At 61.5% G+C, this 24787-nt stretch carries 13 protein-coding genes; 1 reads left to right on the forward strand and 12 read right to left on the reverse strand.

The annotated features are described in order from the left end of the window. Nucleotides 1-114 precede the first annotated feature (114 nt). The 12 genes from ACGSLL_RS11595 to ACGSLL_RS11650 form a co-directional block, all read right to left on the reverse strand. Nucleotides 115-360 (reverse strand): type II toxin-antitoxin system Phd/YefM family antitoxin, encoded by a 246-nt coding sequence (locus ACGSLL_RS11595; protein ID WP_394505869.1) that lies wholly within the window; start codon nt 358-360, stop codon nt 115-117. 89 nt (nt 361-449) lie between these two features. Further along, the gene (locus tag ACGSLL_RS11600; protein WP_394505871.1) at nt 450-695 is read right to left on the reverse strand and encodes a DUF2789 domain-containing protein; all 246 of its coding nucleotides are present in this window, start codon (nt 693-695) and stop codon (nt 450-452) included. Between the two features lie 78 nt (nt 696-773). Then, a complete protein-coding gene (locus ACGSLL_RS11605) occupies nt 774-2369 on the reverse strand; it encodes an efflux transporter outer membrane subunit (RefSeq protein WP_394505873.1) in 1596 nt (531 codons plus the stop codon). Next, complete coding sequence (locus tag ACGSLL_RS11610) at nt 2366-3433, reverse strand: HlyD family secretion protein (RefSeq protein ID WP_394505875.1); 1068 nt, start codon at nt 3431-3433, stop codon at nt 2366-2368. The genes ACGSLL_RS11605 and ACGSLL_RS11610 overlap by 4 nt, the downstream gene beginning before the upstream one ends. 26 nt (nt 3434-3459) lie before the next feature. Then, complete coding sequence (locus ACGSLL_RS11615; RefSeq protein ID WP_394505877.1) at nt 3460-4998, reverse strand: MFS transporter; 1539 nt, start codon at nt 4996-4998, stop codon at nt 3460-3462. Between the two features lie 224 nt (nt 4999-5222). Further along, on the reverse strand, nt 5223-6140 hold the full coding sequence (locus ACGSLL_RS11620; protein WP_394505879.1) for a LysR family transcriptional regulator: 918 nt from the start codon (nt 6138-6140) through the stop codon (nt 5223-5225). Nucleotides 6141-6315: 175 nt separating this feature from the next. Then, nucleotides 6316-7182 carry an ABC transporter permease gene (locus ACGSLL_RS11625; protein WP_394505881.1) on the reverse strand — a complete coding sequence of 289 codons (867 nt, stop codon included), beginning with the start codon at nt 7180-7182 and terminating at the stop codon, nt 6316-6318. 20 nt (nt 7183-7202) lie between these two features. Beyond that, nucleotides 7203-8063: an ABC transporter ATP-binding protein gene (locus tag ACGSLL_RS11630; protein ID WP_394505883.1), complete on the reverse strand. Its 861-nt coding sequence runs from the start codon at nt 8061-8063 to the stop codon at nt 7203-7205. A gap of 21 nt (nt 8064-8084) precedes the next feature. Next, nucleotides 8085-8981 carry a TauD/TfdA dioxygenase family protein gene (locus tag ACGSLL_RS11635; RefSeq protein WP_394505885.1) on the reverse strand — a complete coding sequence of 299 codons (897 nt, stop codon included), beginning with the start codon at nt 8979-8981 and terminating at the stop codon, nt 8085-8087. 362 nt (nt 8982-9343) lie between these two features. Then, nucleotides 9344-10711 carry an HlyD family type I secretion periplasmic adaptor subunit gene (locus ACGSLL_RS11640; RefSeq protein WP_090288088.1) on the reverse strand — a complete coding sequence of 456 codons (1368 nt, stop codon included), beginning with the start codon at nt 10709-10711 and terminating at the stop codon, nt 9344-9346. Beyond that, the gene (locus tag ACGSLL_RS11645) at nt 10701-12857 is read right to left on the reverse strand and encodes a type I secretion system permease/ATPase (RefSeq protein ID WP_090288085.1); all 2157 of its coding nucleotides are present in this window, start codon (nt 12855-12857) and stop codon (nt 10701-10703) included. Before ACGSLL_RS11645 ends, ACGSLL_RS11640 begins: the two co-directional genes overlap by 11 nt. 33 nt (nt 12858-12890) lie before the next feature. Beyond that, the gene (locus tag ACGSLL_RS11650) at nt 12891-14243 is read right to left on the reverse strand and encodes a TolC family outer membrane protein (protein WP_394505888.1); all 1353 of its coding nucleotides are present in this window, start codon (nt 14241-14243) and stop codon (nt 12891-12893) included. A 360-nt stretch (nt 14244-14603) separates the two neighbouring features. Between ACGSLL_RS11650 and ACGSLL_RS11655 the strand changes: the two genes are divergently transcribed. After that, on the forward strand, nt 14604-24787 hold a 10184-nt coding region (locus ACGSLL_RS11655; protein WP_394505890.1), incomplete at its 3' end, for a retention module-containing protein.

Below are 24787 nucleotides of genomic sequence, written 5' to 3' on the forward strand. Positions count from 1 at the left end.
ATTTCAGCCCTTTCCTACATTTTTTTTTACACGCTGCACCCCTTGCGTGATTGCTCCCGCTACGAATGACGCAGCTTGCTCCACTCGTGGTTCCCCGACGACAGAAACTTAAACCTACAAATCATCCAGACGTAACGAAATGGGTGTTTCGTGAGCTCGGGAACTCATAATTTGCATAAGCTCAAGATCATCAAGCCGCTCGACCAACGCTCCATACACGTCAGCAGGCACCATGTAGCCCACGACCCGGTGGTGATTGAGTATTGCCACAACACCGCCTTTCGCGCCTTTTAGCACGGCAGAAGGATTTTTCTTCAATTCAGAAATACTGACAGCCATATCGGCCAGAACGTCTTGCATGGTGAGGGCCTTGAATGCGATCGAAATTTCGGTCGATATCGAAGCTTATCAATTGTTGCGGTGACAGAGGTCGCAAAGGATCACTCTAGTCATCTCACTCGCCCCTTACGCAACATCACATCCAACTGATCCACCACCTCCGCCCAATCCGCGTCCTCCAGAATCTCGTCGCGCAAGAACTGCGCCTGGCTTTTCGACCAGAAAAACGCATCTGCCAAATGCAAATCCGGCTTGAGTGGAGAATGGCTGGCAATGAATTGGTCGATGCTGATCGGGTCGTCAGCCAGACCGAGCTGTTTGAACAGGGCCGGGAGGCTGTGTTGTGGATTTTCCATGCTGCAACTCCTCTGGCATTCAGGCGCGGCGTTGAACCGCTTGATCCAGTGGAGTTGAGCATAGCTGGCGCTGTTGGTTCAGGGCGTCGCGACGTCCGGCGTGGCCGCAGCCATCGGCTGCGCCGGATACACCGATTGCCATCCGCCACCCAGTGCCTTGTACAAGCCGACCACCGCCAGCGAAACGCCGGTGGAGCTTTCTACCCACTGTTCCTGGGTCGCCAGCAAAGCGCTCTGCACGGTGAGGACGTTGACGAAATCGGACACGCCTTCGACGTATTGTTGCTGCGCGGTGCGCAGGGCGATCTGGTTCTGGCGCACAGCTTCGGCGAGGCTGTCGCGGCGGCGCTGGCTGGCGTTGTAAGCGCTGAGCTGATCGTCGATTTCATGCCAGGCGCGCAGCACGGTTTGCTGATAGGCGATGGCCGCTTCTTGCTGTTGCGCTTCGCGCAGTTGCAGCATGCCGCGCAGGCGCCCGCCGTCGAACAGCGGCAGGCTGAATTGCGGGCCAATGCCGAACGCGCGCGCGCCCCATGAACCGAAATCGCTGAGTTGCATGGCTTGCGTGCCAAGGTTGCCGGACAAGGTAATGCGCGGATAGAAATCACCCTTGGCCACGCCGATAGTGGCGGTGGCCGCGTGCAAGCGTGCTTCGGCCTGACGGATATCGGGACGTCGTTCAGCCAGTTGCGACGGCAGGCCGATCGCCACTTGCTGCGGCGACTGCGGCACCGCTGCGTCGGTGGATAGCTCTTTGGCCAAGGCCTGCGGCGGTTCGCCCATCAACAGGCTGATGGCGTTGATCAGTTGCGCCTGGCGCTGCTCCAGCGCCGGCAGGCGCGCCTCGATGGCGGCGACTTGCGCGGCGGCTTCGGCGACGTCCAGATCGGTCGCCACACCGTCGGCCAGACGCAGCTGCGAAAGCTTGAGGCTATGGCGGGCGACGTCGAGGTTCTGTTCGGTGACGGCGCGGGTGTTTTGCACGCCGCGCAACTGGATGTAGTTTTGCGCGGTATCGGCGAGCACGGTCAGCAAGACGCCACGGCGGTCGTTTTCGGCGACTTGCAGATTGGCATCGGCGGCTTCGGTTTCGCGGCGCACGCGGCCCCAGAAGTCCAGCTCCCAGGAGGCGGAGAAACCGGCGTCCCACAGATTGAAAGCCGAATCACCGTCATGCCCGGAAGGATCGTTGAGGCCTTCGCCACTGTTGCGCTTGCGTCCATAGCTGCTGCTGGCAGCGGTGTTCGGATAGCGCTCGGCGGTGATCACCTGACGCGCGGCGCGGCTTTGCTGCAGGCGACTGCTCGCCAGTTGCAGATCAAGGTTGCTGCGCACGGCACGCTGGGTGAGTGCCGAGAGTTGCGGATCGTTGAAGACCTCCCACCAGCGCTCGTTGAGCGGTTCGCTGACGGCCTGGCTGGGGGCGGATTTGGCGGGTTTGGCCCAGTCGGTGATTTGCGTGGCTTCGGGTTTCTGGAAGTCCGGGCCGACGGTGCAGGCGCTGAGGCACAGGGTGAGCAAGGCACTTGAAGTGATTGGCTGCCACTGGCCCCATCGCTGGCAAGCCAGCTCCCACAGGGATTGTGCGGGGTTTCCAGATTTTTCAGGGCTGCCCATGGACCCTGTGGGAGCTGGCTTGCCAGCGATGAGGCCAGTCGATTCAACACCGGTCATCGTTGTACCACCTCGCGGTCCACCTTCACATCCGCGGTATGAATGCTCGCCTCCACCGACATCCCCACCCTTAACCGTTCGGCCAATGGCTGGCCCGGCTCCAGCACGATCTTCACCGGAATCCGCTGCACGACTTTGGTGAAGTTACCGGTGGCGTTGTCCGGTTTCACTGCGGCAAACGTCACGCCGGTCGCTGGCGCAATACTTTCGACGCGACCGCTCAACGCCTCACCGCCCAGACTGTCAACGCGCACCTGTACGTCCTGCCCCGGCTGCACGTCGGTCAGTTGGGTTTCCTGAAAATTCGCCACCACGTAGGCCTGCTGCAACGGCACCACCGCCAACAGCTTGCTACCCGGCGTCACGTAGGCACCGACACGCACCGCGCGCTCGCCGACCATGCCGTCCTGCGGCGCGGTGATGCGCGTATAGGAGAGGTTGAAACTGGCGATTTCCAGCGCTGCTTGCGCGTGTTTAAGGCTGCCTTCGGCGGCGTCACGCTGGGCCGTGAGGATTTCCACTTGCTTGCGCTCGGCAGCCAGTTTCGCCGTCGCCGTGTCGAGCCGCGCCGAGGCCTGATCGATCCGTGTGCGCGCCTGTTGCGCGTTCTGCACCGTGCCGGCACCGACACCGGCGAGGTGGTTGTAGCGGTTCAGTTCCTGCTGGGCGAAGGCCATCTCAGCCTTGGCCGACACCACGGAGGCTTGGGCCTGGGCAATCAGTGAGGTCTGGCGCTCCAGAGTCGCCTGGGCATTTTGCAGTTGCGCACGGGCGACCAGGGTTTGCGCATCCGCCGCTTCAGCCGCGGCACGCAAATCACGGTCATCGATCAGCGCCAGCAGTTGCCCGGCCTTCACTTGCTGGTTGTCCTCGACCAGCACTTGCTTGATGAACCCGGCGACGCGCGGCACCACCAGCGTGTAGTCCGCCGAGACAAAGGCATCGTTGGTGGTTTGCTCGGTGCGCTTACCAAACAGGCCAGGCAGCGCCAGGTACACCAGCACGCCGACGGCCAGCGCAGCGGCAACGGCCACCGCAAGTTTTTGCTTTGCTTGAGTCGTCATAAAAACCTTCTGTTTCCGTGCAGCAATCAAGTCGGCGCGCGCGGCGGATAGATCCGCGTCGGCAGCCAGAAAATCAGCAGAATCAGCGCCAGCGCGACGCCGGCCATGCAGATGTAAAGATCCGACGAGGTCAGCACCACGGCCTGTTCGTGCAGGCGATGGGCGAGCCCCGGGTCGCTGCGATCGGCCAGCGGCGAATTGCCGAGACTGTCGACCAACATGCTCGAATGAAAATGCAGGCGCGAAGTGGTCAGCGCCTCGATCACCCCGGTGGCGATCACCGCCGACAGCCCTTTGACGGTGTTGAACCACGCCGAGGCGAACGGTCCATCCAGCGGAGTGATGCTGCCGGTGGACAGCATCAGCAACGGCAGCACCGCCATCGGCTGGCCGAAAATCTGCAACCACTGCAACACGTAGAAATCATCGCGAATCCACGCCGAGGTCAGGTGCGACCCGCCCAGGCACGACAGCGCCAGCAGGCTCAGGCCGATGCCGAGCACCCAGCGGCAATCGACCCAGCGCAGGTTGCACAGCGCCGCCACCAGCGGCAGCGCGAGCAACTGCGGCAAGGCGGCGATCAGCATGATCGGCGCGGTCTGCACCGGGCGATAACCTTGCACCTGGGCCAGATAACTCGACGGGATCAGCACCACAGCAAGCAACACGACCAATACGCCGGCCAGCGTCATCAAGGCGAACGACAGATTGCGAATGCCGAGCATCTGCAATTTGAAAAACGGAATCGGCTGCGACCACTCGTTGATCAGAAACGCCACCAGCAACAGCGAACCGGCGCCGAGCAAGGCGCAGATCAGATTCGATTCGAACCAGTCCAGGCGATTGCCTTGCAGCAGGCCGATGACCAGCATGCAGATCGCCGGAAACCCCAGCAGCAAGCCTTTCCAGTTGAACGCTTTCAGGCGTTCCAGACGCAGCGGATCCTGCGGAATGCCGTAGGCCACCGCCGCCATGGCGATCAGGCACGGCACGACGATTTGCCAGAACGTCCATTGCCAACCGACGTACTCGGTCCACAAACCGGCCAATGGCGTGCCCAATCCCGGACCGAAGGTCGCGGTGAGCGCATAACCGGCCAGCCCGTACAGCTTGATGTTCGCTGGCAGGAAACGCAGGGCGACGGTCATCAACATCGGCGGCAAAGCGCCGCCCGCCAGGCCCTGCACAGTGCGCATCAGCAGCAGGCTTTCGTAGTTCGGCGCGAACGGGCACAGCACACCGAGCAAGGTGAACAGGCTGATCGCGCACAAGGTGAATCGCCGTAGCGAGAAGGTCACCGAACACCACGGCGCGAACGCCATGGCCGCAACCGAGGTGGCGGTGTAACTGGCGACCAGCCAGGTGCCTTCGTCATAACCGATATGCAGCGCGCCGCGAATATCGGCGAGGGCGACCTTGGTCACCATCTCGTTGAGGCCCGACACCAGCACCGCCAGCAGTACGCCGACCAGGCCAATGATGATCCGCGTCCCGAACACCGGTGGCGCGGCCGCCGTCGCCGGATTGGCCGCAGCAATAGGTGCAGCAGCCGTCAGGGATGTCATGAATACACACTCCGGAGAGAAAAATACCGGAGCATTTTAGTGGGGCTTGGCAATGCCGAAAATTGACTTATTGGCAGGTTATAAGTGCATCAGACACAACGATAAATCCTTGCGTGGGAGCGAGCCTGCTCGCGAAAGCGGTGGAACAGTGACCACGGAGGTGGCTGACCCGGCGCTTTCGCGAGCAGGCTCGCTCCCACAGGGAATTGAGGGAGTTCGATGATTTAAGGCTGTGCCGCCAACCACGTCTCATCGCAGCAGGTTTTCAGGGTTTCGCGCAGCCAGCGGTGCGCGGGGTCCTTGTCGAAGCGCGGGTGCCAGGCTTGGGTCAGCATCAGCATCGGCAAGGGGATCGGCAGGTTGAACGAGCGCAGTTTCAAACCCAGGCGCCGGACACTCAGCAGGGCTTCCTTGGGCACCGGCAAAATCAGGTCGGAGTCCGGCAGGGCGAACATCGCCGCATGAAAGCTCGGTGCGATCACCGCCACCCGCCGCTCCAGGCCCAGCGCATTCAGCGCCGTATCGATCGGACCGCGGGCGATGCCCCGGCGCGACATGCTGATATGGGAAAACCCGGCGTAGCGCTCAGCGTTGATTTCGCCATCGAGCAGTGGATGGTCCTCGCGCACCAGACCGACAAAATGCGTCGAGAACAGGTTCTGCACTTTTACTTCCGGCGTGACCGGCCGGGTGTTGCTGACGCTCAGGTCGATGCGCCCTTCGCGCAGCGCCTCGTCGTCGCCGTCGCCTTCCGGGACGAAGCGCAGTTCGCAGTGCGGGGCGAGTTTGTCGAGGGTGTCGAAAAGCTTGCCGCCGTAGACGCCGACGAAAAAGTCATTGGCGCGAATGCTGAAGCGTCGGCGCAGGGTGCCCAACTCGACGCTGTCGGCAGACCGGAACAGCAGCGCGGCCTGCTCGACCACGTCGCGCACCTGCTCGCGCAGCTCAAGAGCCTTGGGTGTCGGCACCAGACCCCGACCGGCGCGGACCAGAATCGGATCGCCGATTGCCTCGCGGATCCGCGTCAACGTGCGGCTCATCGCCGCCGGGCTGAGATTCATCCGCCGCGCCGCGCCGACCACACTGCCCTCATCGAGCAAGGCGTCGAGGGCGACCAGCAGGTTCATGTCCGGGAGTTGCATGCTGAGCACTCTTGGCTGATCAGGATTGATCTAGGCGCAATGCTAGCAAACATCCTTAATGTTCGGCGGTGGCAAGACTGACGCCTTCGCGAGCAGGCTCGCTCCCACCTTTGGAATGCGTTTCCCTGTGGGAGCGAGCCTGCTCGCGAAAGGGCCGGCCCTGCTATCCCAGATTTCAGCGCTGCATACCCCACCGCTTGACGGTCACTCGCTCCAGCGAATCAAACACCAGGTTCTCCACCAGCAAGCCAATCAGGATCACCACGGCCAACCCGGCGAACACCTTGTCGGTGTACAGCTCGTTGCGGTTCTGGAAGATGTACCAGCCGAGCCCGCCCTTGCCGCTGGTGGCACCGAACACCAGTTCTGCCGCGATCAAGGTGCGCCAGGCAAACGCCCAGCCGATTTTCAGCCCGGCCAGAATCGACGGCAGCGCCGCCGGAATCAGGATGAACCGCACCAGGCGCAAGCCCTTTAAACCGTAATTGCGCCCGGCCATGCGCAGCGTCTCGGAGACGCCCATGAATCCGGCATAGGTGTTCAGCGCCAGCGCCCACAGCACCGAATGCACCAGCACGAAAATCAGGCTGTTCTGCCCCAGGCCAAACCACAGCAGCGCCAGCGGCAATAGAGCAATCGCGGGCAGTGGATTGAGCATGGAAGTCATTGTGCTCAGCAGATCGCGGCCCAACTGCGTCGACACCGCGAGCGTGGTCAGGGCGAAGGCGAGGACGATACCGATCAGGTAACCCTTGATCAGCACCACCAGGGAAATCCATACCTTGGCCAACAGTTCTCCGCTGAGCAAGCCGTCGAACAGCGCATGGCTGGTCTGCAGGAAACTCGGCAGCATCAGGTCGTTGTTCTGAATCCGCGCGACCACTTCCCAGATGATCGCCAGAACGATCAGGATCAAACCCTTGCGCAGCCAGCCCTGCTGCCACAGCCGCGTACCCAGCGCCAGTTCACGCTCGACCGGCACCGCCGTCAGCGGCTCGAGCTCGATTTCGAATTCTTCACGCACGAATGATGAATGGCTCATCGGGTAATCCTCCTGGCCGCTCAATAGGCGATGCGAATGTCGTTGAAGTGGTGATCACGTTCGGTGTCGGGCGACTGGCCTTCATCGAACAGCAGCCGGTGAATGCGCCGCGCCGACTCTTGAAACGCTACACCGCCAAGGCTGTGCAGATCGTATTGATGACTGTGCACTTCAGCGCGCACGCGCCCCGGATGGGGTGACAGCAACAGAATGCGATTGCCGACCACCAGCGCCTCCTCGATCGAGTGGGTGACGAATAGCAAGGTGAACCGCACCTCCTCCCAGAGCAGCAGCAGTTCCTCCTGCATCTTGCGTCGGGTCAGCGCGTCCAGCGCGGCGAACGGCTCGTCCATCAGAAGGATTTTCGGCTGCATCGCCAGTGCCCGGGCAATCGCGACCCGCGCTTTCATGCCGCCGGACAAGGTGTGCGGGTAGGCATCGGCGAACGCCGCCAGTCCAACCTTCTCCAGATAGTGCAGCGCGCGTTCTTCGGCGTGTTTTTTGTTCAGCGTGCGCGAGGCCAGCAGCGGAAACATCACGTTCTGTTTGACGGTTTTCCACGGCGGCAGTTGGTCGAATTCCTGAAACACCACAATCCGGTCCGGCCCCGGCGCATCGACGCGCTGGCCTTGCAAACGGATCTCGCCTTCGGACGGCTGAATGAAACCGGCGACAGCCTTGAGCAAGGTCGACTTGCCGCAACCGGACGGGCCGAGCAGCACGTAACGGTCGGCAGGGTCGATTTCGAAACTGACCTGATGGGTGGCGCGCACCACGCGTTGCGGCGTGCGGTATTCGAGGCTGACGTGATCGACCGCCAGCAGCGCGTCGCTGCGGGCGATCGGGTTGCTGGCCGCGTGGCCTGGCAAGGGAGCGTTCATGGTTTGATCAATCTCCGCGGATCAGAAAGGCGCATCGCCCTGGATGGTCGTGCGATACAACTTGCGGCGCAGGTGCGCGGGGCAGCCGGCAGCGAGGTGGATCAGCGAGCGGTTGTCCCAGAACACCAGGTCATGCGGTTGCCACTGATGGCGGTAGATGTTTTGCGGCAGCACGCTGTGGGTGTAGAGCTCACTCAGCAGTTGCTGACTTTCGTCTTCCGGCAAGCCGACGATGCGCGTGGTGAAGCCTTCGCTGACGAACAGCGCCTTACGCCCATTTTCCGGGTGCGTGCGCACCACCGGATGCACGACTTCGGCGACTTGCGCCAGTTGTTCCGGGGTCAGGGTCGGGCGCCAGTTGCCCTCGAACCTGGTTTCGCTGTAGCGCGCGGTATACGAGTGCGCAGCGAAGCGGCCTTCGACAGCGTTACGCAACGCGGCGGGCAGGTTGTCCCAGGCTTTGTGCATGTCGGCGAACAGCGTGTCACCGCCCTCCTCTGGCAACTCCTGGGCATGAAGCATCGAACCGAGGCTCGGCAGTTCTTTATAGGAAAGATCGGAATGCCAGAATTTGCCGGCGTCACCGAGGCCGATGTTCTGGCCGTTTTCGATGATGTTGGAAACGATGAGGATTTCCGGGTGATTGGCCAGCAGGAACTGCTTGAGCACGTGGATCTGCAGCACACCGAAGCGGCGGCTGAAATCGATCTGCTGTTGCGGGGTGATCCGTTGGTCGCGGAACACCACGACATGGTGATCGAGGTGCGCGCGATGAATGCGCGCGAAATCCTGGTCATTGACCGGTCGGCTCAGGTCGAGGCCAACGATTTCGGCGCCGACAGCGCCGCTGAACGGGCGAATTTCGAAGGTTTGTGGCGCGGCGGTTGCGGCGCTCGGGGTGGCGGTAGCTGCGGACATCTTTCCATCTCCCACGCACGGCGCGCTCATAGGCGCGCTCGTCGATCAGACACTCACGCTCGATTGCGTGTCGGTTCAGGTCGTGCGGCGCGCCGATTGGTCGGCAGGTACGCAGGGGGATGACTTTATAGGTATAAAAATTGGAACTTAAATACCGTTAGTGAATAACGATATGGCGGTTGGTAAGGGGGGCGAGTGACCATTTGTGTCACTTACCGACGGATATGTAGCGCTCCGGCAGACGCCTTCGCGAGCAGGCTCGCTCCCACAGGGAGATTCGCCAGACACATTATCTGTGCTCATTGGAGATCACCTGTGGGAGCGAGCCTGCTCGCGAAGAGTCCATCAACCGCACCGCTGATCTAGCGTTCGTGCAACGCCTCAGCCCGCGCGCGAATGATCGGTTTGAGCAGGTAGCTCAGCACCGACTTCTTGCCCGTGATGATGTCCACCGAAGCGACCATCCCCGGAATGATCAGCAGCGGCTTTTCATCGGTGCCCAGATGGCTGCGCTCGGTGCGCACCTTGATCATGTAGTAGGTGGTTTTCTTGTCTTCATCGGTGATCGTGTCGGCGCCGATCTGCTCGAGCTGCGCCTTGAGCCCGCCATAAATGGTGTAGTCGTAGGCAGTGAATTTGACGATCGCTTCCTGACCCGGATGCAGAAAAGCGATGTCCTGCGGACGAATTTTCGCTTCGACCAGCAGGGTGTCATCCAGCGGCACGATTTCGACCATGTCGCTGCCTGGCTGGATGACGCCGCCGATGGTGTTGACCAGCAACTTGTTGACGATGCCGCGCACAGGTGAGGTAACCAGCGTACGGCTGACGCGGTCCTCCAGGGCCTTGCCGGTGGCCTGGGCCTTGTTCAGGTCGGTGCGCGCTTCGTTGAGCTGGGTCAGCGCTTCGCTGCGGAATTTGCCACGGGTCTCGTCGATCTTGCGTTGTACTTCCTTGATCGCCGATTCGGCACGCGGAATGGCCAGGGTGGTCGCGTCGAGCTGACCACGGGTTTCGACCTCGGCACGCTTGAGCCGCAGCACTTCCACCGGCGACACCGCGCCCTGAGCCACCAGCGGCTCGGACATGTTGATTTCCTGACGCTGCAGGCCCAGTTGCTGGCGATACTGCGCCTGCTTGGAGCTGAACTCGCGCAGCTCTTGCTGGCGCTGAATCAACTGCTCCTGCAGGCCGCCGATCTCGTCGTGCAACTGCTGACGGCGGCTGATGTACAGCGACTCTTCGCTTTTAGCCTGGCCCGGTACCGCTTTGAGCACGTCCTCGGGGAAATTCAGCGGACGATCATCGACTTCCGCGCTCAAGCGTTCTACACGCAGCAGCATCGACAGGCGATCGGCTTCGGTTTCGCCGACGTTGGAGGCAAAACGCGTGTCGTCGAGACGAATCAGCGGCGCGCCGGCCTCGACGATCTGTCCTTCCTTGACGAACAGCTCCGAGACGATGCCGCCCTCGAGGTTCTGGATTTTCTGGATCTTCGACGACGGAATTGCTTTGCCGTCGCCTTTGGTCACTTCGTCGATCACCGCGAAGTTGGCCCAGAGCATGAGGAACACGAAGAAGCCGATGATCGCCCAGATGGTCAGGCGCACGACGCGCGGGGCGTCTTCGATCAGCGCCTTGTTGACCTCCGGCAGCGGCTGGCCCTGCAGCGAAGCAGAACCCTTGAAGTAGCGACGGATCGATTCCTTGACACCGGACTTAAGCAACACTGATCTGCCCCTTTTTCAACGCTTCCATCACCGCGGCTTTCGGGCCGTCGGCGAGAATCTGCCCGCGATCGACCACCAGCAGGCGATCGACCAGCGACAACAGCGAAGCCCGGTGCGTCACCAGCACCACAGTCTTGTTTTCGATCACCGCCGCGAGGCGTTGCTTGAGGCGTTCTTCGCCGGTGTTGTCCATGGCGCTGGTTGGCTCGTCCATCAGCAGAATCGGCGGATTGAGCAACAGCGCCCGGGCCAGGGCAACGTTCTGCCGCTGGCCACCGGAGAGGTTCTGCCCGCGCTCGCCGACTTGCAGCTCATAACCCTGCGGGTGCAGGCGGGCGAATTCGTGAACCCCAGCCAGTTCGGCAGCTTGCAGTACCAGTTCGTCTTCGACATAACGCGCGCCGGACACCAGATTGTCGCGCAAGGTGCCGGCCAGCAGTTGGATGTCTTGCGGGACGTAGCCGATGTTGTAGCGCAGTTCGCTGACGTCGATCTGGCGGATGTCCACGCCATCGACCAGCAGCGCGCCGTCGTCCGGTTGATAGAGGCCGACCAGCAGTTTCGCCAGCGAGCTCTTGCCCGAGCCGCTGCGGCCGATAATGCCGATCTTCTCGCCCGGACGAATCACCAGATTGATGTTTTTCAGCGCCGGGTTCTGTTGTTCCGGGTAGGTAAAGCTCAGCTGGCGGCACTCGATGGCGCCTTGCAGCACCTTGCGACTCAGCGGCCGTTCTTCGAAATTGCGTTCCTGCGGCAGCTCCATCATCTGGTCGACCGAAGTCATGGTCACCCGCGCCTGTTGGTAGCGCGTGAGCAGACCGGACAGTGAGGCCAGCGGGCTGAGCGCACGACCGCTGAGCATGTAGCAGGCGATCAGCCCGCCCATGCTCAGGTTGCCGGCGATGATCTGGTAGACGCCGAAGACGATCATGATCACCCCGGCCAGTTGCTGGATCAGCAGGGTGATGTTCATCGCCAGACCGGAAAGCATTTTCACCCGCAGCTCGAGGCGGCTGAGGGTGCCGATGGTCTGCTCCCACTGATACTGACGCTCGCTTTCGGCGTTGTTGACCTTGACCGCGTCGAGGCCGGCGAGAGTTTCGATCAGGCTCGACTGGCGCTCGGCACCGAGGGCCATGGTGCGCTCCATGGTCGCGACCAGTGGCTTCTGCAACGCGTAGCCAATCAGCAAGGCGATCGGGAAGGCCAGCACCGGGATCCACACCAGATGCCCGCCGAGAATGGCGATCACGATGAAGATCAGGATGGTGAATGGCAGATCAATCAGGCTGGTCAGGGTCAGCGAGGCGAGGAAGTCGCGCAGGCTCTGAAATTCATGGATGTTCTGCGCAAAGCTGCCGACCCGCGCCGGACGGTACTTCATCGCCATGCCGACGATGCGTTCGAACAGCGTCGCCGAGATGATCAGGTCGGTTTTCTTCCCGGCCAGGTCCAGGCACAGACTGCGCAGGCTTTTCAGGATCAGATCGAAGATGTACGCGCCGGTAATGCCCAGCGCCAGCACCCACAGGGTCGCTTCGGCCTGGTTCGGCACCACGCGGTCATACACGTTCATCACGAACAGCGGCGCGGCCATGGCGATGATGTTGATCAGGAAACTCGCGGCGATCGCATCGGCGTAGAGCCAGCGCGAGCGCTTGAGGGTGTCGCGAAACCACGAGCGCGCACGCGGGATCAGCGTGCCGTGGTTGACGTCGAATTTGTGTTGCGGCTGAGCGAAGAAGACTTTGCCGATGTAGTCGTCGGCGAGCAGCTCGCGGCTGACGGTCGACTCGCCGCCATCGCTTTCGCTGAGCAGCACTCGCGCATCACTGTCACCCTGCCAGCCGAGCAAAACGGCACTGCGACCATCCTTGAGCAGCAGCAAGGCCGGCATGGCGATTGCCGGAATTTCTTCCAGTTTGCGCTGCAGCACCCGCCCTTGCAGGCCGGCGCGAGCCGCCGCGCGCGGCAGCAGCTCGACACTCAGACGCTGTTTGGGCAGCGGCAGGCCGGTGGTCAGCATCGCTGCGCTGGCCGGCTTCTGGTGCAGCATGCAAAGGGCGAGCAGACCGTCCAGTAACGGATCGTCATGCAACGCGCGTGGATCATGGCTGAGATGAACTCGACTGACTTCTGATTCCACGCTCGACACTCTTCGACAGTTGAAAGGGATAACTCAATTCATCCCAGGCAGCTGGACCTTGGGCTTGACATCGTTCTGCACAACGGATGCCAACGGCGCAACCACGCCCTGACTTCTGAGCAATTCGCCCATGGTCGCCTTGATTCGGTACTGAGTAAATAACTGAATGTTCTTGATTTCCGCCAGACGCCGCGACGCGGTGAACAGCTCGTTTTCGCTGTCGAGCAGATCCAGCAGGGTGCGTTCGCCGAGGCTGAACTGGCGCTGGTAAGCCGTGCGCACCGAGGTGCTGTGGTCGACGTATTGCTGGGCGATCGGCACCTGGGCGTTGGCGTTGTTGAGGGCGTTCCAGGCCAGGCCGAGCTCTTCGTTCAACTGGCGCAGGGCGTTGTTGCGGATGTCCAGCGCCTGGTTGGCGAGGTACGACTTGGATTCCAGATCAGCCTTGTTGCTGCCACCGGAATACAGGTTGAAGCGCATGCGCAGCATCGCCTGCCATTCATTGTTGTGGCCGTTCTGGCCGTCGAGGTCGTTGTCGGCGGTGCGGCCCAGCTCGGCATCGAAACGTGGGTAGAAGGTCGACTTGGCGGTGGCGTACTGCTTCTCGGCAGCGGCGATATCCGACTCGGCCGAACGCAGGATCGGGCTGTTTTCCAGCATCTGCGCGCGGGCCTCGTTGAGGTTGGCCGGCATCAATGCCATGAACGGCGCCGGGCGCTCCAGTTGATCGGGCATCTGGCCGACGGCGCTGAGGAAATTGGTTTCCGCGTCGGCGAGGTTGGTCTGTTCGGTGATCAGGTTGTTGCGGGCCTGGGCCATCCGCGCTTCGGCCTGATCGAGGTCAGCGCCGCTGCCCACGCCACGCTGGGTGCGCAACTGGATCTGGTCGTAAATGCGCTGGTGGCTCTTGAGGTTTTCCTCGGCCAGACGCACGAATTCGCGGCGGGTCAGCACATCCAGATAAACCTGGGCAACGGTCAGCGCGGTGCGCTCGGAAGTGCCGAGCAGCGAGTAGGCACGCGAGCTGACGTTGGCTTGTTGACGCGCAACCTCATTGGAGGTCGCAAAACCGTCAAAAACCATTTGCGAGAGACGTAAACTTGACTCGCTGCGATTCAAGGTCTCCCAGTGGTTGCCGCCGCCGTTGGCGCGAGTGGTCACGCTGTCAGTGCCCTCGCGACCATACCCGCCCAGCAGATCGACCTTGGGCAGGTAGCCGCCCTTCGCCGCCTTCAACTGATAATCCGCCGCCAATCGACTGTTAACCCCCGCCTGGATCTCCGGATGGACATCCAGTGCCTGTTGCATGGCTTCTGGTAAGGATTGTGCTTGTACGAATGAAGCGGCGAGAGCGAAGGGTGCAGCAAGGAGCAAAAGCGAACGCATGGTTGGAATTTCCCAGAACTTCTTGTCTTGAATCACAGCAAAAACGTGGCGCTGCGTCGGATGATGGCAACCCGAAAGACCGTATGTCGGAAAGTTCAAAAGAGGAACTGGATGACAGGCTGAAGGACAGGTCGCCGCGGAAATATCAATGTGACATTAGTGGGGCGATTGTTTAGGATGGCACCCATAAGGTCAATAGTTTGGCATAAAGTTAATCGCGAAAATTTATAGCCAAATAATTGACAGAATACAGCGTCAACAAGTTATCCATTTTTCTAGAAACACGTCCAGACTGAAGTGGCGCCGACGCCCGTCAGGTCCATGGAAGTCAACTGAACGCGACACCCCGGAGAGTCTTCAATGAGCAGTGTTGTTGCCATCGTCAAAAGCATTGTCGGTCAGGTTTTCGTGGTGTCCCCAGAGGGCGTGCGACGCGTACTCGTTGAAGGCGATCGCCTATATGTAGGTGATCAGATCGACACCGGTCTGTCCGGTGCCGTGTCGCTGGAACTGGCAGATGGTCGCACCCTCGATCTGGGTCGCGATACCCAGTGGAGCGCCAGTGCGCCCGATTCCAGCACCGACCTGGCAGAAGCCACCGCGCAGGCTGCGCCGTCGGTTGAAGAACTGCAGCAAGCCATCGCCGCCGGCGTCGACCCGACTACCGCCCTTGAATCCACCGCTGCTGGCCCAAGCGCCGCGGGTACCGGTGGTGCCGCCGGTGGCGGCCACAGCTTTGTCATGCTCGACGCGACCGCGGGCCGTGTCGATCCGACCATTGGTTTCCCGACTGCCGGGATCAACTCCGCCGGGCAAGTCACCCAGGACACCACTGGTGGCCTGACCACCGATACCACCACCAATGCTTTGCGCGCCTCGACCCTGAGCCTGAGCGCCACGCCGACCATTACCGAAGCCGGCGGCGTGCTGGTGTACACCGCGACCCTGACCCAGGCGCCGCTGACCGACCTGACCATCACCCTGTCCAACGGCTCGGTGATCATCATTCCGGCCGGCTCCACCACCGGCACCGTCAACGTGCCGCTGGCGCCGAACGACACGGTGTACAACGACCCGACGCAAATCGACGTGACCGTCACCGGTACCACCGGCGGCAACGGCATCACCATTACACCACCGACTACTCCGGCCACTACTCAGGTCACCGATACCATCGACACCACCACCGTCACTCTGACGGCGGGCCCGAGCGTTACCGAAGGCGGACAGATCACCTACACCGCGACGCTGACCGATCCGGCGCAGACGCCGGTGACCGTCACCCTGTCGAACGGCTCGACCATCACCATCGGTGCCGGCCAGACCACCGGCAGCGTCAACGTGCCGACGCCGGCAAACGACGTCTATAACAACGGCAGCACCGTCACTACCACCATCACCGGTGCGACCGGTGGCAATTTTGAAAACCTGGTGCCAAATCCGACGCCAGCGGTGACGACCATTACCGATTCGGTCGACAACACCGGCCTGACCTTGACCGCGACCAACAACGTCGTTGAAGGCGGGCAGATCACCTACACCGCGACACTGACCAACCCGGCGCAGACGCCGGTGACCGTCACTCTGTCGAATGGCTCGACCATCACCATTGCCGCTGGCGAAACCGTAGGCACCGTGAACGTGCCGACTGCGGCGAATGACGTCTATAACAATGGCAGCACCGTCAGCACGACCATCACTGGCGCTACCGGTGGCAACTTTGAAAACCTGGTGCCAAACACCACGCCAGCCGTTACCACGATCACTGACTCGGTCGATAACACCGGCCTGACCCTGACTGCGACCAACAACATCGTTGAAGGCGGCCAGATCACTTACACCGCGACTCTGACCAACCCGGCGCAAACCCCGGTCACCGTCACCCTGTCGAACGGTTCGACCATCACCATTGCCGCTGGCGAAACCGTAGGCACCGTGAACGTGCCGACTGCGGTGAATGACGTGTACAACAATGGCAGCACCGTCAGCACCACCATCACTGGTGCAACGGGCGGCAACTTCGAAAACCTGGTGCCAAACACCACGCCAGCAGTCACCACCATCACCGATTCGGTCGATAACACCGGCCTGACCCTGACCGCAACCAACAACATCGTTGAAGGCGGTCAGATCACTTACACCGCGACACTGACCAACCCGGCGCAGACGCCGGTGACCGTCACCCTGTCGAATGGCTCGACCATCACGATTGCCGCTGGCGAAACCGTAGGCACCGTGAACGTGCCGACTGCGGCCAATGACGTCTACAACAATGGCAGCACCGTCAGCACCACCATCACTGGCGCTACCGGCGGCAATTTCGAAAACCTGGTGCCGAACACCACGCCAGCCGTTACCACGATCACCGATTCGGTCGACAACACCGGCCTGACCCTGACCGCAACCAACAACATCGTTGAAGGCGGCCAGATCACTTACACGGCGACCCTGACCAACCCGGCGCAGACGCCGGTGACCGTCACCCTGTCGAACGGCTCGACCATCACCATTGCCGCCGGCGAAACCGTCGGCACCGTGAACGTGCCGACTGCGGCCAATGACGTCTACAACAATGGCAGCACCGTCAGCACCACCATCACTGGCGCGACCGGTGGCAATTTCGAAAATCTGGTGCCAAACACCACGCCAGCCGTTACCACGATCACCGATTCGGTCGATGACACCGGCCTGAGCCTGACCGCGACCAACAACATCGTTGAAGGCGGCCAGATCACTTACACCGCGACCCTGACCAACCCGGCGCAAACCCCGGTAACCGTTACTCTGTCCAACGGTGCGACCATTACCATCGCGGCCGGCGAAACCGTCGGCACCGTCAACGTGCCGACTGCAGCCAACGACGTCTATAACAATGGCAGCACCGTCAGCACCACGATCACTGGCGCTACCGGTGGCAATTTCGAAAATCTGGTGCCAAACACCACGCCAGCCGTTACCACGATCACCGATTCGGTCGATAACACCGGCCTGACCCTGACCGCAACCAACAACATCGTTGAAGGCGGCCAGATCACTTACACCGCGACCCTGACCAACCCGGCGCAGACGCCGGTGACCGTCACCCTGTCGAACGGCTCGACCATCACCATTGCCGCCGGCGAAACCGTAGGCACCGTGAACGTGCCGACTGCGGCGAATGACGTCTACAACAATGGCAGCACCGTCAGCACCACCATCACTGGCGCGACCGGTGGCAACTTCGAAAACCTGGTGCCAAACACCACGCCAGCAGTCACCACCATCACCGATTCGATCGACAACACCGGCCTGACCCTGACCGCAACCAACAACATCGTTGAAGGCGGTCAGATCACTTACACCGCGACACTGACCAACCCGGCGCAGACGCCGGTGACCGTCACCCTGTCGAATGGCTCGACCATCACCATTGCTGCGGGCGAAACCGTCGGCACCGTGAACGTGCCGACTGCGGCGAATGACGTGTACAACAATGGCAGCACCGTCAGCACCACCATCACTGGTGCAACGGGCGGCAACTTTGAAAACCTGGTGCCAAACACCACGCCAGCCGTGACCACCATCACCGATTCGGTCGATGACACCGGCCTGAGCCTCAGCGCCAGCGGTTCCGTGGCCGAAGGAGGCCAGATCACTTACACCGCGACGCTGACAAACGCAGCTGGCTCGCCAGTGACCGTGACCTTGTCGAACGGCGCTGTGATTACCATCAAAGCAGGCGAAACCACCGGCACCGCGACCGTTGCCGCACCTGCCGATGACGTCTACAAAGATGCCGGCTCCGTGCAGGCAACGATCACCAGCGCTACCGGTGGCAATTTCGAGAACCTGGTACCAAGCACTGCTCCAGCCGTGACGACAGTCACCGACACCATCGACACTTCGACGGTCAAGCTGACCGCCGATACTTCGGTGGCTGAAGGCGGCACCGTCACCTACACCGCCACCGTCGGCGCGCCCGTCACCGGCTCGCCTGTTGTCGTGACGTTGGCCAACGGCCAGAACATCACCATCGCCGTCGGCCAGACTTCCGGCACCGCGACCTTCACCGCACCGAACGATGCGCTGACCGGCAATGCGCCTCTGACCAACGCGATCACCAACGTCAGCGGCGGCAACTACGAAAATCTGGTTGCGGACAAAACTCCAGTTTCAACCACCGTCACCGACATTGCCGACACCACCAATCTATCGCTGACTGCGACGGAGTCCGTGGCTGAGGGTGGCCAGATTACATACACCGCGACCTTGACCAATGCCGCTGGTTCGCCAGTGACCGTGACCTTGTCGAACGGCGCCGTGATCACCATCAAGGCTGGCGAAACCACTGGCACCGCAACCGTTCCAGCACCGGCCGATGACGTCTACAAAGACGCCGGCTCCGTGCAGGCAACCATCACCAGCGCCACCGGCGGCAACTTCGAGAACCTGGTCTCGAGCACCACCCCGGCGGTCACTCAAGTCACTGACACCATCGATACCTCGACAGTCAAATTGACCGCCGATACTTCGGTGGCTGAAGGCGGCACAGTCACCTACACCGCCACCGTCGGCGCGCCAGTCACCGGCTCGCCTGTTGTCGTGACGTTGGCCAACGGCCAGAACATCACCATCGCCGTCGGCCAGACCACCGGCAGCGTTACCACCCCCGTATCGAATGACGTGCAGATCGGTCACGCACCGCTGACCAACTCGATCACCAACGTCAGCGGCGGCAACTACGAAAATCTGGTTGCCGACAAGACCCCGGTCAGCACCACCGTGACCGATACCGTCGACACCACCACTGTTGCGTTGACCGCCACCGGCAACGTCAACGAAGGCGGGCAGATCGTCTACACCGCGACGCTGAGCAACCCGGCCGGCACGCCAGTGACGGTGACCCTGAGCAACGGTTCGACGATCACCATCGACGCCGGCAAGACCACCGGCACCGTGACCGTTCCGGCGCCGGCCGATGACGTCTACAAGGACGCCGGCAAAGTCGAAGTGACCATCAAGGACGCCATCGGTGGCAATTTCGAAAATCTGGTGGCCAACCCGACGCCGGCGGTGACCAATGTCGCCGACACGGTCAATACCACGCACCTGACCCTCAGTGCGGAAAGCTATGTGCTCGAGGGCACCTCGATCACCTACACCGCGACCCTGACCAACGCCGCGCAAACGCCGGTGACCGTCAACCTGAGCAACGGCCAGACCATCACCATCGAGGCGGGCAAGACCAGCGGTTCGGTGACCATCGCCGCGCCGAGCGATGACGTCTACAAAGATGTCAGCAAGCTCACCGTGACCATGACCGACGCCAGCGGCGGCAACTTCGAGAAACTCGACGTCAGCAAGACCCCGGTCAGCACCACGGTCAACGACACCGTCGACAAGACCAGCCTGACCCTGACCGCCAGCGACACCGTCAGCGAAGGCGGCCAGATCACCTACACCGCGACCCTGAGCAACCCGGCCGGCACCGCCATGACGGTAACCCTGGCCAACGGCGCGGTGATCAACATCGCTGCCGGCGCTACCAGCGGTTCGGTGAACTTCCCCGCCCCGGCCAACACGCCGTACGTCGATGGCGGCAAGGTGCAGACGGCGATCTCCAGCCACACCGGCGGCAATTTCGAGAAGGTCGATGCCGATCGCTCTGCGGTCGCGACCAAAGTCACCGACAGCGTCGACACCACCAATATCAGCCTGAACGCCACCGGCAGCGTCGCCGAAGGTGGCTCGATCGTTTACACCGCGACCCTGACCAATCCGGCCGGCACGGCAATGACCGTGACCCTGAGCAACGGTGCGGTGATCAACATTGCCAAAGGCGCGACCAGCGGCACCGCGACCGTCGCCGCACCGGGCGATGACGTGTACAAGGATGCCGGTCAGGTCAATGCAAGCATCACCAAGACCAGCGGCGGCAACTTTGAAAATCTGGTGGTCGACAAGACCCCGGCCGTGACCAACGTCACCGACACTATCGACAACAGCACTGTTTCGTTGACGGCCAGCGCCAGCAGCGTCGAAGGCGGCGTGGTGGTGTACACCGCGTCCGTGACCGCACCGGTCACCGGCTCGCCAGTAGTCGTGACCTTGTCCAACGGCCAGACCATTACCATCCCGGTCGGCGCCAGCAACGCCAGCGTCAACTTCACCGCACCGAACGATGCACTGGCCGGCGGCAACACGCTGAGCGTGAAAATCGACGGCGCCAGCGGCGGCAATTACGAAAACCTCGTCGCCGACAAGACTCCGGCAGTGACCTCGGTAACTGACGTTGCCGACACCACCAACCTGTCGTTGTCCGCGACTGGCTCCGTGGCCGAGGGCGGTTCAATCGTTTACACCGCCACGCTGAGCAATCCGGCCGGTACGCCAGTCACCGTGAATCTGAGCAATGGTGCGGTCATTACCATCGAAGCCGGCAAAACCACCGGCACCGTGACCGTTCCGGCTCCAGCCGATGACGTCTATAAAGATGCCGGCAAAGTCGAAGTCACGATCAAGGACGCCACGGGCGGCAACTTTGAAAATCTGCTGCCGAGCAGCACGCCGGCGGTCACTGATGTCACCGACACCGTCGACACCTCGACGGTCAAACTGACCGCCACCGAGACCGCTGCCGAAGGTGGCACTGTCACCTACACCGCCACAGTCGGCGCGCCGGTCACCGGTTCGCCGGTGGTCGTGACCCTGGCCAACGGTCAGAACATCACCATCGAAGTCGGCAAGACCAGCGGCAGCGTGAGCACCACCGCGCCGAACGACGTCCTCGCCGGCCATGCGCCGCTGACCAATTCGATTACCAATGTCAGCGGCGGTAACTTCGAAAATCTGGTTGCCGACAAGACGTCGGTCAGCACCACCGTGACGGATACCGTCGACACCACCAACCTGTCGCTCACTGCGACCGATGCGGTGAACGAAGGCGGCCAGATCACCTACACCGCAACGCTGAGCAACGCCGCCGGCACACCGGTCACCGTGATCTTGAGCAATGGTGCGACGATCACTATCGAGGCCGGCAAAACCTCCGGCACCGTGACCGTCGATGCGCCGAAAGACGACGTCTACAAAGACGCGGGCAGCGTTGAAGCAACCATCCAGAGCACGACCGGCGGCAACTTCGAAAACCTGGTTGCCAGCAAAACGCCGGCGGTGACGACGGTTAACGACACCATCGATACATCCACCGTGTCGCTGAGCGCCACCGCGAACGTCGCTGAAGGCGAAACCGTGGTCTACACGGCGACCGTGGGCGCACCAGTGACCGGCTCGCCGGTTGTCGTGAGCCTGTCCAATGGCCAGACCATCACCATCGCCGTGGGCGAAACCACCGGCAGCGTCAACTACGTCGCGCCGAACAGTCCGCTGGCAGGCGGCAGTTCGCTGAGCGTGACCATCGATGGCGCCACGGGCGGCAACTACGAAAAACTGGAGGTCGACGGCAAGTCCGCCGATACCACGGTTACGGACACCAACGACACCACCAACCTGAACCTTAGCGCGACCGACTCGGTGGCCGAAGGCGGCCAGATCACTTATACCGCGACGCTGACCAACCCGGCCGGCACGCCGGTGACCGTGACTTTGTCGAACGGCGCCACGATCACCATCGACGCGGGTAAAACTACCGGCACCGTGACCGTCGACGCACCGAAAGACGACGTCTATAAAGATGCCGGCAAAGTCGAAGTGACGATCCAGGATGCTACGGGCGGCAACTTCGAAAACCTGGTGCCAAGCGGCGTTCCTGCGGTGACCAATGTCACCGACACCATCGATACCTCGACCGTCAAATTGACCGCTGATACTTCGGTGGCTGAAGGCGGTACCGTGACTTACACCGCCACCGTTGGCGCTCCGGTAACCGGTTCGCCTGTTGTGGTAACTCTGGCCAACGGCCAGACCATTACCATCGGCGTCGGCCAGACTACTGGCACTGCAACCGCTGTTGCTGCGAACGATGCCTTGGCTGGCAATGCTCCGATCACCAACGCGATCACCAATGTCAGCGGCGGTAACTACGAAAATCTGGTTGCGGACAAAACTCCAGTTTCAACCACCGTCACCGACATTGCCGACACCACCAATCTATCGCTGACTGCGACGGAGTCCGTGGCTGAGGGTGGCCAGATCACTTACACCGCGACATTGACCAATGCTGCTGGTTCGCCAGTGACCGTAACCCTGTCGAACGGCGCCGTGATCACCATCAAGGCTGGCGAAACCACCGGCACCGCAACCGTTGCTGCACCGTCCGATGACGTCTACAAAGATGCCGGTTCCGTGCAGGCAACTATCACCAGCGCCACCGGTGGCAACTTCGAAAATCTGGTGCCGAGTACGACGCCAGCGGTCACGCAAGTTACCGACACCATCGATACCTCGACCGTCAAACTGACGGCTGATACTTCGGTGGCTGAAGGCGGCACCGTGACTTACACCGCCACGGTTGGCGCTCCGGTAACCGGTTCGCCTGTTGTGGTAACTCTGGCCAACGGCCAGACCATTACCATCGGCGTCGGCCAGACTACTGGCACTGCAACCGCTGTTGCCGCGAACGATGCGCTGACAGGCAACGCTCCGATCACCAATTCGATCACTGGCGTGAGTGGCGGCAATTTCGAAGATCTGGTGGCGGACAAAACTCCGGTCTCGACTTCTGTCACCGACATTACCGACACGACAAATCTGTCGCTTAGCGCCAGCAATTCGGTGGCTGAAGGTGGCCAGATCACTTACACCGCGACATTGACCAATGCTGCTGGTTCGCCAGTGACCGTAACGCTGTCGAACGGCGCCGTGATCACCATCAAGGCTGGCGAAACCACCGGCACAACGACCGTTGCTGCACCGTCCGATGACGTCTACAAAGATGCCGGTTCCGTGCAAGCGACGATCACCAGCGCTACCGGTGGCAACTTCGAAAATCTGGTGCCGAACACCGCTCCAGCCGTGACGACAGTTACCGATACCATCGACACCTCGACCGTCAAACTGACCGCCGATACCTCGGTCGCTGAAGGCGGCACCGTCACTTACACCGCCACCGTCGGTGCGCCGGTGACCGGCTCGCCTGTCGTCGTGACCTTGGCCAACGGCCAGAACATCACTATCGCTGTCGGGCAGACTTCCGGTACCGCAACCTTCACCGCACCGAACGATGCCTTGGCTGGCAACGCTCCGCTGACCAACTCGATCACCAACGTGACCGGTGGCAACTACGAAAATCTGGTTGCCGACAAAACTCCAGTCTCGACCACCGTCACCGATGTTGCCGACACCACCAACCTGTCGCTCAGCGCTACCAATTCGGTCGCTGAAGGCGGTTCGATTGTTTACACCGCAACCCTGACCAACGCCGCTGGCTCGCCAGTCACCGTGACCCTGTCCAACGGTGCCGTGATCACCATCAAGGCCGGCGAAACCACCGGCACCGCGACCGTTGCTGCGCCATCCGATGACGTCTACAAAGACGCCGGTTCCGTGCAGGCGACGATCACCAGCGCTACCGGTGGTAACTTCGAAAATCTGGTGCCGAACACCGCTCCAGCCGTGACGACAGTTACCGATACCATCGACACTTCGACGGTCAAATTGACCGCTGATACTTCCGTCGCTGAAGGCGGCACCGTCACCTACACCGCCACCGTCGGTGCGCCAGTCACCGGCTCGCCAGTTGTGGTAACCCTGGCCAACGGTCAAACCATCACCATCGGTGTTGGCCAGACCACCGGTACGGCGACCACCGTCGCACCGAACGATGCCTTGGCTGGCAATGCTCCGCTGACCAACTCGATCACCAACGTGACCGGTGGCAACTACGAAAATCTGGTTGCCGACAAAACTCCAGTCTCGACCACCGTCACCGATGTTGCCGACACCACTAACCTGTCGTTGAGTGCGACAAGTTCTGTGGCTGAAGGCGGTTCGATTGTTTACACCGCGACCCTGACCAACGCCGCTGGTTCGCCATTGACCGTGACCCTGTCGAACGGCGCCGTGATCACCATCAAGGCTGGCGAAACCACCGGCACCGCGACCGTTGCTGCGCCGTCCGATGACGTCTACAAAGACGCCGGTTCCGTGCAAGCGACGATCACCAGCGCTACCGGTGGCAACTTCGAGAACCTTGTTCCGAACACCACGCCAGCGGTCACCCAAGTCACCGATACCATCGACACTTCGACGGTCAAATTGACCGCTGATACTTCGGTCGCTGAAGGCGGCACCGTCACCTACACCGCCACCGTCGGTGCGCCAGTCACCGGCTCGCCAGTTGTGGTAACCCTGGCCAACGGTCAAACCATCACCATCGGTGTTGGCCAGACCACCGGTACGGCGACCACCGTCGCACCGAACGATGCCTTGGCTGGCAATGCTCCGCTGACCAACTCGATCACCAACGTGACCGGTGGCAACTACGAAAATCTGGTTGCCGACAAAACTCCAGTCTCGACCACCGTCACCGATGTTGCCGACACCACTAACCTGTCGTTGAGTGCGACAAGTTCTGTGGCTGAAGGCGGTTCGATTGTTTACACCGC

It is taken from the genome of Pseudomonas retamae (assembly GCF_043496865.1).
In the GTDB taxonomy this organism is placed as follows: Bacteria; Pseudomonadota; Gammaproteobacteria; order Pseudomonadales; family Pseudomonadaceae; genus Aquipseudomonas; species Aquipseudomonas retamae.